The sequence below is a fragment of the Anaerotignum sp. genome, assembly GCF_031981185.1.
GTDB lineage: Bacteria > Bacillota > Clostridia > Lachnospirales > Anaerotignaceae > Chakrabartyella.
Map to the genome: position 1 here is coordinate 51,089 of NZ_DALYUL010000010.1, position 14,673 is coordinate 65,761.

Annotated in this window: 14 protein-coding genes; 5 read left to right on the top strand and 9 right to left on the bottom strand. The window is 38.2% G+C overall.

Features of this window, described 5'->3' with window-relative positions; genetic code table 11:
- Together RTK36_RS07415 and fumC are read right to left on the bottom strand one after the other, a co-directional pair.
- The coding region (locus RTK36_RS07415) for an S-layer homology domain-containing protein (protein ID WP_312045788.1) at window positions 1–2,219 on the bottom strand (2,219 nt) is incomplete at its 3' end.
- A gap of 655 nt (window positions 2,220–2,874) precedes the next feature.
- Window positions 2,875–4,224 (bottom strand): class II fumarate hydratase, encoded by a 1,350-nt coding sequence (gene fumC, locus RTK36_RS07420; RefSeq protein WP_312045790.1) that lies wholly within the window; start codon window positions 4,222–4,224, stop codon window positions 2,875–2,877.
- Window positions 4,225–4,382: 158 nt separating this feature from the next.
- On the opposite strand from fumC, the gene RTK36_RS07425 reads away from it, so the two are divergent.
- Complete coding sequence (locus tag RTK36_RS07425; RefSeq protein ID WP_312045792.1) at window positions 4,383–4,676, top strand: thiamine-binding protein; 294 nt, start codon at window positions 4,383–4,385, stop codon at window positions 4,674–4,676.
- Window positions 4,677–4,689: 13 nt separating this feature from the next.
- Entirely contained in the window at window positions 4,690–5,322 is a 633-nt protein-coding gene (locus RTK36_RS07430) for an HAD family hydrolase (RefSeq protein ID WP_312045794.1), read from the top strand.
- A gap of 175 nt (window positions 5,323–5,497) precedes the next feature.
- On the opposite strand, the gene RTK36_RS07435 is transcribed toward RTK36_RS07430, so the two are convergent.
- A complete protein-coding gene (locus RTK36_RS07435) occupies window positions 5,498–6,217 on the bottom strand; it encodes a hypothetical protein (RefSeq protein ID WP_312045796.1) in 720 nt (239 codons plus the stop codon).
- A 440-nt stretch (window positions 6,218–6,657) separates the two neighbouring features.
- Here RTK36_RS07435 and RTK36_RS07440 point away from each other — a divergent pair, with 440 nt between their 5' ends.
- Genes RTK36_RS07440 through RTK36_RS07450 form a run of 3 tightly spaced genes read left to right on the top strand, consistent with a single transcriptional unit; the run spans window position 6,658 to window position 7,568 of the window.
- Window positions 6,658–6,873, top strand: a complete 216-nt coding sequence (locus tag RTK36_RS07440; RefSeq protein ID WP_312045798.1) for a helix-turn-helix domain-containing protein — start codon at window positions 6,658–6,660, stop codon at window positions 6,871–6,873.
- A gap of 48 nt (window positions 6,874–6,921) precedes the next feature.
- On the top strand, window positions 6,922–7,263 hold the full coding sequence (locus tag RTK36_RS07445; protein ID WP_312045800.1) for a GIY-YIG nuclease family protein: 342 nt from the start codon (window positions 6,922–6,924) through the stop codon (window positions 7,261–7,263).
- Window positions 7,264–7,265: 2 nt separating this feature from the next.
- Entirely contained in the window at window positions 7,266–7,568 is a 303-nt protein-coding gene (locus tag RTK36_RS07450; RefSeq protein ID WP_312045802.1) for a DUF2087 domain-containing protein, read from the top strand.
- Window positions 7,569–8,127: 559 nt separating this feature from the next.
- Here RTK36_RS07450 and RTK36_RS07455 read toward each other — a convergent pair.
- The 6 genes from RTK36_RS07455 to prdA all read right to left on the bottom strand — a co-directional run bounded on the left by RTK36_RS07455 (window position 8,128) and on the right by prdA (window position 14,597).
- Window positions 8,128–9,027: a sulfite exporter TauE/SafE family protein gene (locus tag RTK36_RS07455; RefSeq protein ID WP_312045804.1), complete on the bottom strand. Its 900-nt coding sequence runs from the start codon at window positions 9,025–9,027 to the stop codon at window positions 8,128–8,130.
- Between the two features lie 64 nt (window positions 9,028–9,091).
- Window positions 9,092–10,099 carry a proline racemase gene (locus RTK36_RS07460; RefSeq protein ID WP_312045806.1) on the bottom strand — a complete coding sequence of 336 codons (1,008 nt, stop codon included), beginning with the start codon at window positions 10,097–10,099 and terminating at the stop codon, window positions 9,092–9,094.
- Window positions 10,100–10,255: 156 nt separating this feature from the next.
- Window positions 10,256–11,500 (bottom strand): glycine/sarcosine/betaine reductase component B subunit, encoded by a 1,245-nt coding sequence (locus RTK36_RS07465; protein ID WP_312045808.1) that lies wholly within the window; start codon window positions 11,498–11,500, stop codon window positions 10,256–10,258.
- An 84-nt stretch (window positions 11,501–11,584) separates the two neighbouring features.
- Window positions 11,585–12,310, bottom strand: a complete 726-nt coding sequence (gene prdB / locus RTK36_RS07470; RefSeq protein WP_312045810.1) for a D-proline reductase (dithiol) protein PrdB — start codon at window positions 12,308–12,310, stop codon at window positions 11,585–11,587.
- A 56-nt stretch (window positions 12,311–12,366) separates the two neighbouring features.
- Complete coding sequence (locus RTK36_RS07475) at window positions 12,367–12,816, bottom strand: CBO2463/CBO2479 domain-containing protein (RefSeq protein ID WP_312045812.1); 450 nt, start codon at window positions 12,814–12,816, stop codon at window positions 12,367–12,369.
- Complete coding sequence (prdA, locus tag RTK36_RS07480) at window positions 12,816–14,597, bottom strand: D-proline reductase (dithiol) proprotein PrdA (protein ID WP_312045814.1); 1,782 nt, start codon at window positions 14,595–14,597, stop codon at window positions 12,816–12,818. Before prdA ends, RTK36_RS07475 begins: the two co-directional genes overlap by 1 nt.
- Window positions 14,598–14,673 lie beyond the last annotated feature (76 nt).

Below are 14,673 nucleotides of genomic sequence, written 5' to 3' on the forward strand. Positions count from 1 at the left end.
CCATTAGATGTTCCTGCTGCTGCGTTTGTTACAGTCAGGGAACCTGCTGCTTCTGCTACTGTCTGAACCACATCAACATCAACTGCGATAGTTACGCTAATTGGTGCTACTGCATCAACATAACCATCTGGCATTGTCCATACCGCTGTTAATGTCTTTGCTCCTGTTGCTGTTCCATCAAATGTCCCTGTCCAGTCTGTAATTGTTGCATCAACCGGTGTTGTTCCATCAGTTACTGTTACTGTTGTTGGAAGTTTACCACTTGCTTTTAATGCTGCCAAGTTAACTAAATGTTCATCTGCATCAAGTGTTACTTTCGTTAATGCTGTAAATCCTGTGATTTCTTTTGGTGCTACATATGCTGCAACTGCAATTTTCACTGGAGTGCTTACATTGCCTGCCGCATCCTTAACAACTACGTATACGTCTTTATCTCCTGCTGTCAAAGCCACACTTACTGTTGTTTCTGCTGTAGTGCAGGCTGTTCCAACTCCTGTTGTATTAATCGTAGGTGCTGGTGCATCTTTATCCACTACTGCTGTGTAATACTTACCAGCTTCGTTTGATGTAAACTTCACTGTTGCTGCTGTGTCACTTGTTCTGTTCGCAACACCAGGGCTAACTACAGGTGCTGTTGTGTCAGCTACAATCTTAGCTGTTGCTGTACTGGTTCGTGTTCCCTTATATTTACCTGAAGCTGAGAAAACAACTCTTAAATACTTACCTTCATCGCCAGTAGCAATTGTATATGTGCTTGCTGTCGCACCTGTAATATTTGTGTATGTTCCATTAACTGTATCGCATTTTTGCCACCGATAAGTACCAGTAGCTGCTGATGGTGTTGGCGTTGCAGTTAGTTTTGCGCCTACTACAGCAGTACCAGTAACCGCAATTGCACTTACGCTCTTTTTACTAGAAGAGGAAGAATCAGAAGATGACCCACCACCAGTTCCGTTTTTGTTTGTTTTTTCAGGTTTATCAACACCCTTGGCTGTTTCTGTTTTGGTAATTGTAATGTCTGAAGCATATGTAATACCATCAACATTAGCTTCCAATGTGGAAACCTTACCTTTACCGTTCAATGAAATTTTTCCATCTGCCGTAAGGGTTGATACTTTACTATTGCTGCCCACCTCAATTTTTGTTCCGGCAGCATCTTTTTCAACAACTACTTGGTCAATGTCTTTTGTAATATAGAGATCTGCTTTGCTTTCAACATACAGTTTCTCTGCTGCCACACCAATTGTTGTTTTATCAGAAATGGAAGATGTAATGCTCATTCTTTTTACTTCTCCGGAGAAATTGCTAGTAGTTAGGTTACATGCTTTTTTAATTTCTACATTAGGAAGCTTTGTTTTTCCGGAAAGCTCAAGACGAACATTCTTTTTATCCATAACTGTCTTACCTTCAACAGTTGTGTTGTCTAAGTAAACGGAGTTTTCTCCGCCACCTTGGATAATCAAATCACCCTTAATTTCGACATTGCTTAAAGTAACTTTACCACTGCCAACTTTATCAGAAATGGTTAAGTTTCCTTCAATAGTCTGATCTTTCAGCTTTGTACCGCTCTGATCAATTACAACGTCTTTCTCTACTTTCTTTGTTTCTTCTTTTACAGGGGTTTCACCCATGATTCTATTTAAGGTAGAAACGGCTTCTGCTCTGGTTAAAACAGCATTTGGTCTGAATGTTCCATCAGGATAGCCGCTCATATAACCCTTTTCAACAATTCCGCCAACTGCACCCTGTGCCCATGCAGGAATACTGGATGCGTCTTTAAAGGATGCCAATGAACCACCTGATGCACCAAGGGCTTTTGCAATGAATACTGCAGCCTGTGCTCTGGTTATGATTTCATTGGGTTTAAAAGTACCATCGGGATAACCCGCTGTATACTGCTCTCCCATTGCAATGGCTACGTCATTGTAAAACCAATCACTGCTGGAAACATCGGAAAAAGATACGTTTCCTTTATGATTCAAGCCCAATGCTTGGTTCATAATACGAGCAAATTCAGCTCTTGTTGCAGGCTTATCTGGCTTAAAGGTACCATCTTGGTAGCCACCAATCAAACCTTTATCCTGCCACTGTGTGATTGTTCTCTCCGCCCAATGACCACGAATGTCATTTGAAGCAGCGAAGGCGTTTACTGGCGCAATTGCCAAAGCCGCAGCTAACGCCATAGATAATGCCTTTTTGTTGTGTACTATAATCTTCACGTTAAGTATTCCCCCTTTTCATTACGTTCCTCTAAAATTTCTGAATCAAACACTTGAAAATTTGCGTTATCACACCCCCGGTTCCATTCATTTCGTAGGGCATTTCAGCTCTTAATAACTTACCCATGATATCATTATAACATTGTTGTATAAATATTACATACTTTAAGCTGGAAAATTATGTATAGAAATATGAGACTTTTATATACACATTGACTATGTATTTATTTGTGTATACACTACTTTTAATCAAAATTGTAGCTTATACACAATTATTGCATGGTTATAAATAACAATATTTGTAAAATTGCAATCATCGGTTACATTTTATTTGATAAATATATAACCATTTTAATTTAGAAAAAAATGCAGTTAATGTGAAATTTTTAAGTGAAAAACAGTTTTTTTCTTATGTTGATATCAACCAATATATCAGTTCTATTAAAATTTCATTTTTAATAGAACTTTCCTCTTAAATTTAAATTCGATTAAAAAAATCCTTCAAACCGGATAACATAATTTTACATCAGTTTGAAGGATTTTGTTTTAAGATTTACTTAAATTAAAACAATTTTTTCTTAAGTTTTTGTTTCTTATTAAAAATGAACAAGGTTTCATTTGGTTATGTCTAATGGTGTACTTTTTTCTAAATTGACTAAACCATACTTTCCGGACAGAAAACCTCATCAAATTTTTCTTCTGTCAAAAATCCAAGGGCAATACAAGCCTCCCTTAAAGAGATATTTTCATTGTAAGCTTTCTTTGCTGTTTTCGCAGCATTTTCATATCCTATATAAGGATTTAAACAAGTAACTAACATCAGTGAGCGATGAAGATTTTCATTCATCTTTTCTTTATTCGCCTGAATACCTGAAACACAATGCACGCGGAAAGATTCCAATCCATCTGCCAAAAGTCGAACAGACTGCAAAAAATTATAAATACATACAGGCATATAAACATTCAGCTCAAAATTCCCTTGGGATGCGCAAATACCAATGGCTGTATCATTGGCCATTACTTGAACTGCTACCATGGTAAGCGCCTCACATTGGGTTGGATTCACCTTTCCAGGCATAATGGAACTTCCCGGCTCATTTTCAGGAATAAAAATTTCTCCCAGCCCGCAGCGAGGGCCACTCGAGAGCCAACGCACGTCATTGGCGATTTTCATTAAATTTGCCGCTAGCGCTTTTAGTGCACCATGGGCAAATACCAACTCATCCTTTGCAGTTAAAGCATGAAACTTATTTTCTGCAGTAATAAAATGTGTACCAGTCAAGCCAGATACTTCTTCCGCCGCCGCCTCGGCAAAGCCTTTAGGTGCATTCAAGCCCGTTCCTACTGCTGTTCCACCTAAAGCCAACTCCTGCACTCCTGCAAGGCTAACTTCAATCATGGTCTTTGTTTTTTCCAGCATGTTTCGCCAACCGCTGATTTCTTGAGAAAAGGTAATGGGTGTGGCATCCTGCAAATGGGTTCTTCCTGTTTTTACAATTCCATTATTTTCTGCCTCTAAGCGTTCCAACTCAGAAATCATCCTCTCAATGGCAGGAAGAAGCTGTTTTTTCGTTTCCAAGGCTGCTGCAATATGCATGGCCGTTGGGAAGGTATCATTTGAACTTTGAGACATATTCACGTGATCATTGGGATGCAAAAGTTTCTCCCCCGCAATCTCATTCCCACGATTGGCATTCATATTAGACTGCGTACCACTGCCCGTTTGCCACACAGCCAATGGAAATTGATCGTCAAGTTTTCCTGCCAAAATTTCATCACAGACTTGACCAATCAATGCACACTTTTTATGATCCAGCTTGCCTAAACGGTTGTTTGCTTGGGCTACTGCTTTTTTTAAAATTGCAAAAGCATAGATAATTTCCATTGGGATTTTTTCGGTGCTGATTTTAAAATTTTCAAAACTCCTTTGGGTTTGCGCCCCCCAGTACACGCCCACAGGAACCTTAACTTCGCCCATAGAGTCTTTTTCAATACGGTATTCCATGACAAATCTCCTTATATGCTTAATTTTCTACCTAGTAGTTCTAGATTAGATTATAACAAAAACTTGCCAATAAATATATTGCTTCTTAACAAAAAGTCCCCATCATTTCTTGAGTTTTTAAATGAAAAATGGTAAACTGCTCGAAAAGGAGGAATGAAATGTATACTACAAGCATTGCCATTCAGGTATTACCCGATATCACAGATATAAATAAAATCTGCGCCATTGTGGATCAAGTTATTGAATACATCGAGTCCACTGGCTGCAATTATATGGTTGGCCCATTTGAAACCACTGTAGAGGGTGATTTTGAAACCCTAATGTCTATCATAAAGCGCTGTCAAGAAATCCCTTTGGAACTTGGAGCTCCCTCCACCAAGTCTTATGTGAAAATTTTTCATAGCCCCAGTGGTGTAATGACTATTGCTGAAAAAACCGATAAATTCAAATAACAAAGGAGAAATTATGAAAAGTATTATTTTTGATCTAGACGGAACTTTAATTGATTCTATGCCCGTTTGGAAAGATACAGGGCGGAATTTCTTATTAAAACATGGTTTACCCATCCCCGAAAATTTACATAGCATAGTAAAAGCGCAAACACTCGGCCAGACGGCAGAATACTTTCGTTCTCATTTAGGCGTAACCCATAGTCAGGAAGAAATCATTCAAGAGGTTATTCATTATATAGAGGATGCTTATAAGAATACAATTCCTTTAAAACCTTATGCTAGAGACTTTTTAGATAGAGAACTGGAGAATGGAACTAAAATGTGCGTTTTAACTGCGTCAGAGGCAAGTTATATTCATCCTGCTTTAGAGCGTCTTGATCTTTTAAAATATTTTAAGTTTATTTTAACGTGTAGTGAGACCGGACACTATAAAAGCGAGCCTGATGTATTTCGTATTGCCATGGAGAAATTAGGAGGTTCTTTGGAAAACACCATCGTTTTCGAGGACGCCCTATACGCTGTGCAGGGTGCGAAAAAAGGTGGGTTTACCGTTTATGCCATTGCTGATCCCGTCACCGAAGAAGACAGAAGAGAAATTTGCACTTATGCTGATAAATACATAAAAAGTTATAAAGAATTATTGTAATTCAAAAAAGGCGACTTTAACTACTACTCAATCGTTTTCAAAAAGTCTTGAGCATCTTGAGTTTCAAATAAACCTTTAAAAAGGAGATACGTTGTCTTATGCGGACTACGTATCTCCTTACTTTTATTAGATGAGGTTTGCGTTAAGTTATGCTTTCAGCACAGTTTCGTCATACTCACGCAATATCATCAACTGCAAAGACTTGAATATTTAAAGTAATCTCATAGTTTTTACCTCCGTAGCTATCAAAAACTAATTCATTCGTCCCCTTTGGTAAATCAATTTCTTGAGCAAAGCTATTCATCCATTTATAACCACCCATAGCAAATTCATTTGTCTTATATTTTAAAACCTTGATTGTATCATCATCTTCTGTTTTATACGCCAGACCAAAACCGTTAAAGGATAAAGTATGTTTATTATCTATATTATTGACACTAGCATCAACCAATACCCTGATTTTCGTATTTCTATCAAGAGATATATTTATGATACTACCACTGTCATCTTTATCTGTGAAAGATATAGTAGTCTCATCCAACAATTCATTATCATCATTATTTAATATATCTTTGTCGTCAAAATCAAGACTCTCCATATCGTCATCATCAAAAATTTCATCGTCTAACTCATCATCTTCTCTTTCAGCGCCGAAATACTCAATTTTATTTTTATCTATGTTGGAAAACAATAGGTGAAATTTAAAAGTGCATTTCTTTCCTCTAAATTCAAGACGGCTATCTCCTTTCTCCAAGTTTAAGGTTGTATTCAGCTGCAAGTTGCCCTTTTGCTCAACTTTATTGCTGTCAGCTACGACTGTCTCCTCATTATTCGAATTTATATAAACAATCTTAACATCATCAGATATTCCCTTTAATTCGCCGGATAAATCCACGTTAGTATCCTCTAACGCAGAAATATATACAATATTTAAAGTGTTCGCTACATGACACTTTCCCGATAATTTATATTCATCATTTTCCTCCATCGCTGTAAAATGACTATAGATGCTGCTTGAGCTATTAGCAAGCCACTAGAATAAAACCTAAAATCAAACAGCATATACCCATTAAAGTTCGTTTCATAATGTACTCCTCTTCTCCTCAATCGTAAAATCTATTTTCTCGTGCTATTCTCTTAGATTAATATACTTATTTTACCACAATTTATAATATTTCTCATTAGATTAAGATTTTTATTCGGATTTTGTTTTCATATATTTATATTTATCAAAAGAAAAACCATGACAAATAATATGATACCGCAAGAACTCTACGGAGCGTTTATTTAAAAATAAGTTTTAATGGGTTACAATTGGTTTATGGAGGGGAAATCATGCAAAACAAACAAATTGGCTCTATCATTCGCAAGGCACGCTTAGAACAGAAAATGACGCAAAAACAGCTTGCTGACAAAATAGAAATCAGCGATAAAGCAATCTCAAAATGGGAGTGCGGATTGGGTAAGCCAGATATCTGCCTCATTCTAAAGCTTTCAAATATCCTAGACATTGATGTTCGGGAGTTATTAAAGTTATATGAAAAGCCATGAGATCTCTTTACCCAGCAATTAACATAAATCATAAGGATGGTGAAACAAATGGATAAGCTTTCTAAAAAAGCTTTGAAAGAGCAATATAAAAACAGAGTACTCGTTGGAGGAGTATACCGGATTCTGTGTAATGGAAGTGGTGCATTTTGGGTTAGAGCAACAACAGATTTACAAGGCTCGAAAAATCGCTTTCTATTTTCTTTATCCATGGACTCAAGTCCCGAGCCATGTATGGCAGAAGCATGGAATCAATTTGGGAAGTCCTCCTTTTCCCATGAAATTTTAGAGGAACTGAAAAAAAAGGAACTGCAAACAGAAAGTGAATTTTCAGAAGATATTAATATTCTTTTAGAAATATGGACTGATAAATTGAAGGAAGGAGGTTTATAAATTTGGAACAAAAAAATATCATCAGCAGGTTTCTTGATGAATCGGGAAAAATCAAACAACTGCCGGAGAAAAAAACTTATAGAATTGAAGTTTTAAGCTATCTGGCAGAGAAATTTGAAGTTAATCGCGATTATACTGAAAAAGAGGTAAATTGTATTTGCGATGAATGGCATACTTTTTCCGATTATTTCATTCTAAGGCGAGAGCTTGTTGATAACGGGTTATTATGTCGAGAACCAAGTGGGTCTCGTTATTGGAAACCATTACCTGCAGACTTAACAGTAGCTTGTGAAAAGTCTTTATAAAAAAGAATCCCTAAATTTTGTTTGACCAATTTTGTTTAAACACAAATTTATCCGTTTAAAAATATATAGGTAATTACTAAAGGGCAGCGTCAATTTTATTGATTCTGTCCTTTGCCTTTATTATTCTTAATAAAATGCCAAGCTTGTTATCGACTATGAAAGCCCTAACATAGAACGGGTTGCAAATCAGAAAATAGGAAGTTCCCATAAAAGAATATATTCTACATACCAAAATTCATTAAATCGTAATCTTTGCATTTTCATTGCATAATAAAAAGTCCCCAATGATTCCAAAACGCATCACAGAAGACCGATCGATAGACCTATATATTATGGTAGAAACTCCAATTTTTTTTACAATAACTTTCTCAAAAAAGGGGTTTCGGAATGCAAACATGAGCAAGAACCAAAAAGGGTCTTGCCCAAAATAACTATATTTTTTAGTTATTATTTGAGTTTACAAAAAAAATTTGGAAATCAATTTCGGGTATGTATTTTTTGTGGGATTATACTAAATAAATTTCCTCATTCCTTGTTCCCACGTTTCAAATGAAGAATTTTATAGCTCCTCATTTGTTGCTATATCCTCCTGAATTTCCGGTTTCTTCGTGGCAGACCGAAACATAATGAATGATGTGTAAAGAATTACCACGATTACTAGCCATTTCAGTGTATTCAATGGCATGGACTTCACAATGTATGCTGCCACCAGTACACCAATTGCACCAAATATTGTGATGGCAAAGGATGCCTTTTTATCATAAGCACCTTCTTTCACAAATTTTGTAGCTGCTGCCGGCATAAGAAACGCACAAGATCCCATCATAATGGGAAAAGCAACTTTAGGACTAAGGCCTAGGGCATATACAAGGGCCATGCAAGGTGCATATAATCCGATGCCCAAAGTCATAAGTGCACCTAATATAAAGTTGGCAACAATGCCGATGATTAATTTTACCCCTGTAAGACCAATTGCTTCTCCTCCAACAGGAAAAATGCCTGCTTGACTAAACAACATAATTACTGCGACAATCAAAAGTGCAACTCCCATACCAATCTGAACCTTTTTCTCATCCAGTTTCGAAACAACCCCTGCACCAAGCACAGCACCGAACGCTGCAGCACCAAGCATACTAAACAGGGTAACCGCCTCAACTTGAATAACCGTTAAAAAAATAAACGCTTCAAGCACAACTGGTATTGTCATTGATACATTTAAAGTTCCTGGTAAATTTTTATCCTTTGACAAATGAAAAAACTTAAATAATGCTGTTGTTGGTGCAAAACTTCCTATTCCTAAAGTATCAAAGAAATTTGTAACAAACCCAACAGCGCCAAGAGCAAAAAAGTTTGTTTTTTCAAGTTCCCCTGCCTTTTTTACTCTTACATAATCTTTAATAAAGACTACTGTAAAGTACAATGTAATAACAAAGAGCAGTCCCAGAACAATTTGCAGCACGTTTTTTTCCTCCCTCAATGTTTAATAGGGCTTCCCCTCCAGCTTTCCACAACAAAAACCAACATCAATCCACCACAAACCCATATTTTAAAGGATCATCAGGGTCAATTAAAAACTCGTTAATACCCGTTATAAAAGCTTTACCACTAATCTCAGGAATCACCGCTTTAAAATCCCCCACTTGTGTTTCTCCAACGATTCTTGCCCGAAACATGGTTCCAGTGATGCTTTCGTATACAAATTCTTCATTGATTCCAATGCGTCCTTTGCTATACAGCGTTGCAATTTTTGCACTGGTTCCTGTTCCACATGGTGATCGATCAAACTGTCCATCTCCAAAGACAACAACATTTTGTAGAGAGGCTCCCTCGCTTTTTGCAGGTCCATAAAATTCAACCAAATCTGCGGAATGAATATGAGCCAGTGTTGGGTGTTGTATTTCAATGGTTTTATTTACAACATCTAGAATCGACATACCCAAGGTGCAGATTTTATGAGCATTTGATGGACTTATTTCGATATTTACATCCTCTGCTTTCACAAGAATGAAGAAGCTTCCCCCAAAAGAGATATCTACCATGACTTTCCCAATTTGAGGAACATCAATTTCTACATTCTCTTTATATAAAAACGATGGAACATTTGTAATTGTTGTTTCTTGAGCTCTTCCATTTTCCACTCTCACCTTTGCTTTAATCAAGCCAGCCGGCGCTTCAAGGGTTACATAGGTATAGGGCTCTTCAATGGGTACCATGCCCGTTTCAACAGCTACTGTTGCCGCACCGATTGAACCATGGCCGCACATATTGAGATATCCCCCTGCATCCATAAAGATGATGCCTAAATCTGCTTCTGCAGATGTGGGTTGGGTAATAATTGAGCCAAACATATCTTTGTGGCCTCTTGGTTCATGCATAATACTTGTGCGTAAATAATCCAAATTTTCATCTAAATATGCCTTTTTTTCCGACATAGTATTTCCCGGTATCACCGGAACTCCACCTACCACAATCCTTGTAGGTTCGCCCATGGTGTGGGAATCAATTGCATGAATTGTTCTTATGGCCTTCATACGCTCTCTTCTTCCTCTCTTATTCTAAGTTAAAAAAAGCTGCTATCTCTTCTTTTTACTATTTGTTCTACATCTTTCAACAAATGGTTTGCCACCTAAAATCTTTTTCAAATGGAAATGTAATACACCCTCGTTCTACAAAAACAAAGCAAACTACTAAATCAGAGAATGAATGGCACCATCCAAACATTGATTTGGTGTAATTACCACAGGAATGTTCCTCATATCAATGAGATTTCTGGCACCTATATATCCACCGGGTTGATCGGGAAACACTGCAGTATCATACATATTGCCAAGGCCGGAAACGATTTTTACCAAAATCACTCTGCTGGCATTTGGTCTAATCACATCGAAGAATTCATCGGTGACATAAGACATATCTTCTATATAGCCTATCTGTTGCCTTATCTCTTCCAGTGCTTGATCTGCCAGTCGATGAGCCTCTCGAATTCCCCTAGCTGTGCGCCCCTCTCCATTTTGAAACAAAAAATCCATGTGAATAATAATATCATTTTCATTCGGTGTGCCCGCCTGATTATACCGAATACAATGGTCCATAAACCCTTCCGAAGATCCAATATTAGATGGCTGAAAACCACTTACATCCTCTACTCCCGTCAGCATAGCCGTTACACCCGTTAAAAACCTTGTTTCTCCATCCCCTAGATTTCCGCTTGCCTTACAAGCTAGAGGCATGAAATCCAAATTTGAATGAATAAACTGATGATGCTCACTAGGTTTAATTATTCGGATATCCATCTCGTTTATTGGGCTTTCTGAGTCTACCAAGTTTTCTACAATGTCTTTTCTGATTGTCAAAACGCCTCCAGAGATATCGGTTTTTCTGCCAAATCGAATCTCTTGTATGGGGTAATTCTTCCGCATTAACCGCCTTACTCTTTTCTCTTCTATTACCATATTTCTACGAAGTTTGCCCATCTTTTCCATCTTGCGCTTTAGCAAAGCAACTGCCTTAATTGCATCATACCCATTCAGATTGTTGTCCCCTAGAATACAGGATTCGTAACCAGATGCATTCTTGTTGAAGTCAACAATGGTTTCTACAAATTGATTGGTACACACCAATCGCCCCTGCTGCCCTATGTAGCTCATTCCAACTGAAGGAATCCCCCTGATTCCTAGCTGTTCAATCACATTTACAAAATCTATATGATGATTTCCCCATCCATCTATTGCTACAATTGCTCCATCAGCCCCAATACAACTGGCAATATCACCGGTTCTTTGTGCTGTGAACACCTTATCGTCATAGCCCTCGGAAACACCATTAACAATGACTCCGCAAAAATCCAGTTCCTTATCCTGACGTAACTGTTTTGTGATTGGGCAACGAAAGTGATGCAGCGTGGTCATTTTTGTACTTGGTCCTAGTCCCATAACACATCCCCTTGTACTTCCTCTGATATATGAATAGAGTACAAATTTCCATCCGTACTCTATTCATCCATTCAAACGCAATCGTTATACGTTATGTCTGTATTCATAAGGGAGCACTTTTAAGCCGTTGTAGCTTGGGCAGTCCCTTACCCATTCCAAGGACTCCTTCAAAATCGCTGTCTGCATTGGAATATTGTTAGGTGCTCCTGCATTGGAACCAATGGGCACATGAGGCGCCGTAATTCGTGGTGCCCCCTGCTGACGTGCGATAGGGGGAAGTGCGGCAATAACAACACAACTCATTCCCTCTGCTTCGCAACAACGGGTAATAATAGTAGCTGAACGATGGCAGGTTCCACAGCCACCTGTGCAAACAACAATATCAACGCCTTGGGCCGCTAATTTTTTAGCAATTTCGGGACCAGTTTCATTACTAAATTTTTCAACATTTCCGCCACCGCCCATGAAAGTGTATGTCTCTTTGGGAAGTGATCCGATAAAGCCTTCTTTTAATAATTCATGAAGACGATCAATGGGAAACATTGCATTTACATCCTTGTTAATATCTGAATTGTCAAACCCGCCATGGGTTACCATTAATTCTGAAGATGGTGTATCAAATTCAATGGTACGATATGAGAAGTCTCCAGAGGTGTTAAATGGTGTCTGACTTTTCTTGTGAATTCCACCTGCAGTAATAAATGCAACTTTGCACTCATTGATTGGCTTCTTCAATTCACTAAAAATCGGTTTTGGTGTCACCGGAACAAAGATTTCGGATTGCATTCCTTCAAGTGTTGTTAATTTCATGAAATTCTCCTCCTGTTATAACTTTTTCAATATTTTGTATGTTATAAGCGACTTTGCTAAATAAATGATACGGGAATTTCTCTTTTTCCAATCACGTCCATACAGCTGAGATAGAATTCAACATCCTGCCCAACTTGCAGAAAAAGGGGTGTAAAAAACCAACGGCGAGGAACGGCTACTGTTCCAAATCCATTTGCCATCTCAACTTTTCCTGCAGTATCATTTACCTCTATCAGTTTTCCATTTATAAAACATGGTCTAATGCAGTGGTTTGTATTTAAATCCGAATAGTCATACTCAAATAAATCCTCAACAACTTTGATATAGCTAAAATAAAATTGTAGTTCGTGACCAGTCTCGATTTCTGTTTCTCCTACAATCATGCTTTGGGGAATTTCCAATACACCAAGTCGCCCATGCAAATGAATTTTGACTAAATCATCTGTTACCTCTTTCACCAATCCACCCATCAATACAGGATTGATTTGATATGTAGCGCCACCCATTAGTGTAAAGTCCCATTATCGAGTAATTGTGTTTCTGGAAGCCCCAATAACTTGTTATTCTTATTAATAACATCGTTGTTCCATTTCTTTGGAGCCTGAAGAACCTCAACCCCTGCCATTTTATTCTTAAGCATCTGAATCGCCCGTACTGCTACTTCTTTTGTTACACAGGAGCAACCAGCAACGTTGTTTTCAAATCCGCCCATATCCATATTTTCTTCAACCATAGCTGTAGCATACTCATTGCCCACAACTAACTGCCCTTGATATGCACAGAAGGATACGCCTACTACGGGAATTCCACGCTTGCCCGCTTGACCAATATGCTGAATAAAATCAATATGGTTATTACCGAAGCCTTCCGTCGTGATAATGCATCCATCAATATCAAGGCCTTCCAATAATGATCCCAGCCTCTCGGATACCCATAACTTTTCATCATTAACCTGGGGTGAGCCAATGCAAACTACGCCGATTAAATCCAATTCTTCATCCATCGCTAAGCCTTCTACCAAAGGTTCACGAATATAATGACGTGTCATCTCTTTTGTTGCTGGCCCAATGCAAGTAAGTGCATGAATAGATCCATCTCTTACTTGGTTTGGTGTTAAGATAATGGGAACATTGCCGCAATCAACATTCTTTTGCCCACCTTGAACGCCACAAGGTTCCATGGGGCACAGTACGTTATCATGCATAGCCCCCTGCCCCATAATTTCTTTTACAAGAACCACACGAGGATTCCCTTTTCTTCTTACATCTTCGCAAACTTCTTCTCTTAAAACTTCACCATCATATTTCTTTAATTCATCCCGAATGGCTTGAATGATATAATCCTGGCATTTATGAGCGGCAAATGGCCCCGGTCTGGTCATACCTGAAAGTCTCTTAATAACTGCATGACAACGGATGATAATATCATTCTCATCTGCACAACCCGGATGGCCATAGTACATCTTTTCATCAAGAAATCCTTCTGAGGAACCAAATTCATGAACTTGAACGCCATCTTCGTCAACACCTGTAAGCATAAATACCACGCCGTCTGCCACTTTTGTAATGCCTTCTCCCAACTCTCCTTCAATCTTTGTTGCAATAGGGCACACATCCATAATTGTTTCTGTATAAATGTGACGTTGCTCTGGTCTAATTACATCAAGTGTCAGGCTAACGCATAAAGGATCTTCTGCTGCCGCTTTTTTTACGATAGCCCCGTCAATTGTGATCTTTCCATTTTTAATTGATGTTGTTTTTCCAATCTCTGCATCAACAATCTTGATATGTTTCTTGATTAGTTTTCTGATTACATGCTTCTCACCCTTATTCTCTTGAACTGCTACGGGTGCAGGTACTTGCATCCCACCTGCAAGTGCTACACCAACAGGAATATCCAGAGACAAACCTTCTAACTTATCAATATTTACATGAATCATATCAGTTCCTCCTACATATGTACTTGATGTCATTGTCCGTTCCGTAGTCTTTTCATCTTTCACTGTTGCTGTAGGCGTAGGCACTGTTTCAACCTGATTTATCTTATCCAATACATCCTTGGTAATGGGTGTCAGAGCCTCTACATCCGTTAATAATGTGCTTCCCAAAACCTGCTCAATGGTAAGTGCATGATCACTTAATGTGAGCAATCCTGCATCAATCATATCCTCGAACAGCCCTGGATCCTCCAAATCTGCCGCTCCAATTACCGCTCCCTTCTCCCTACGACAACAAAAGATTGCCGGATCTTTTAAATGATGTTTTAATGTTTCCTGTGTAATTGACATTTGTTATCACACCCCTTTTTATTTTGTTTTATCCTTTCAACTCTTTCATTGAGTTGTAAAGTATCACTGTTTATTC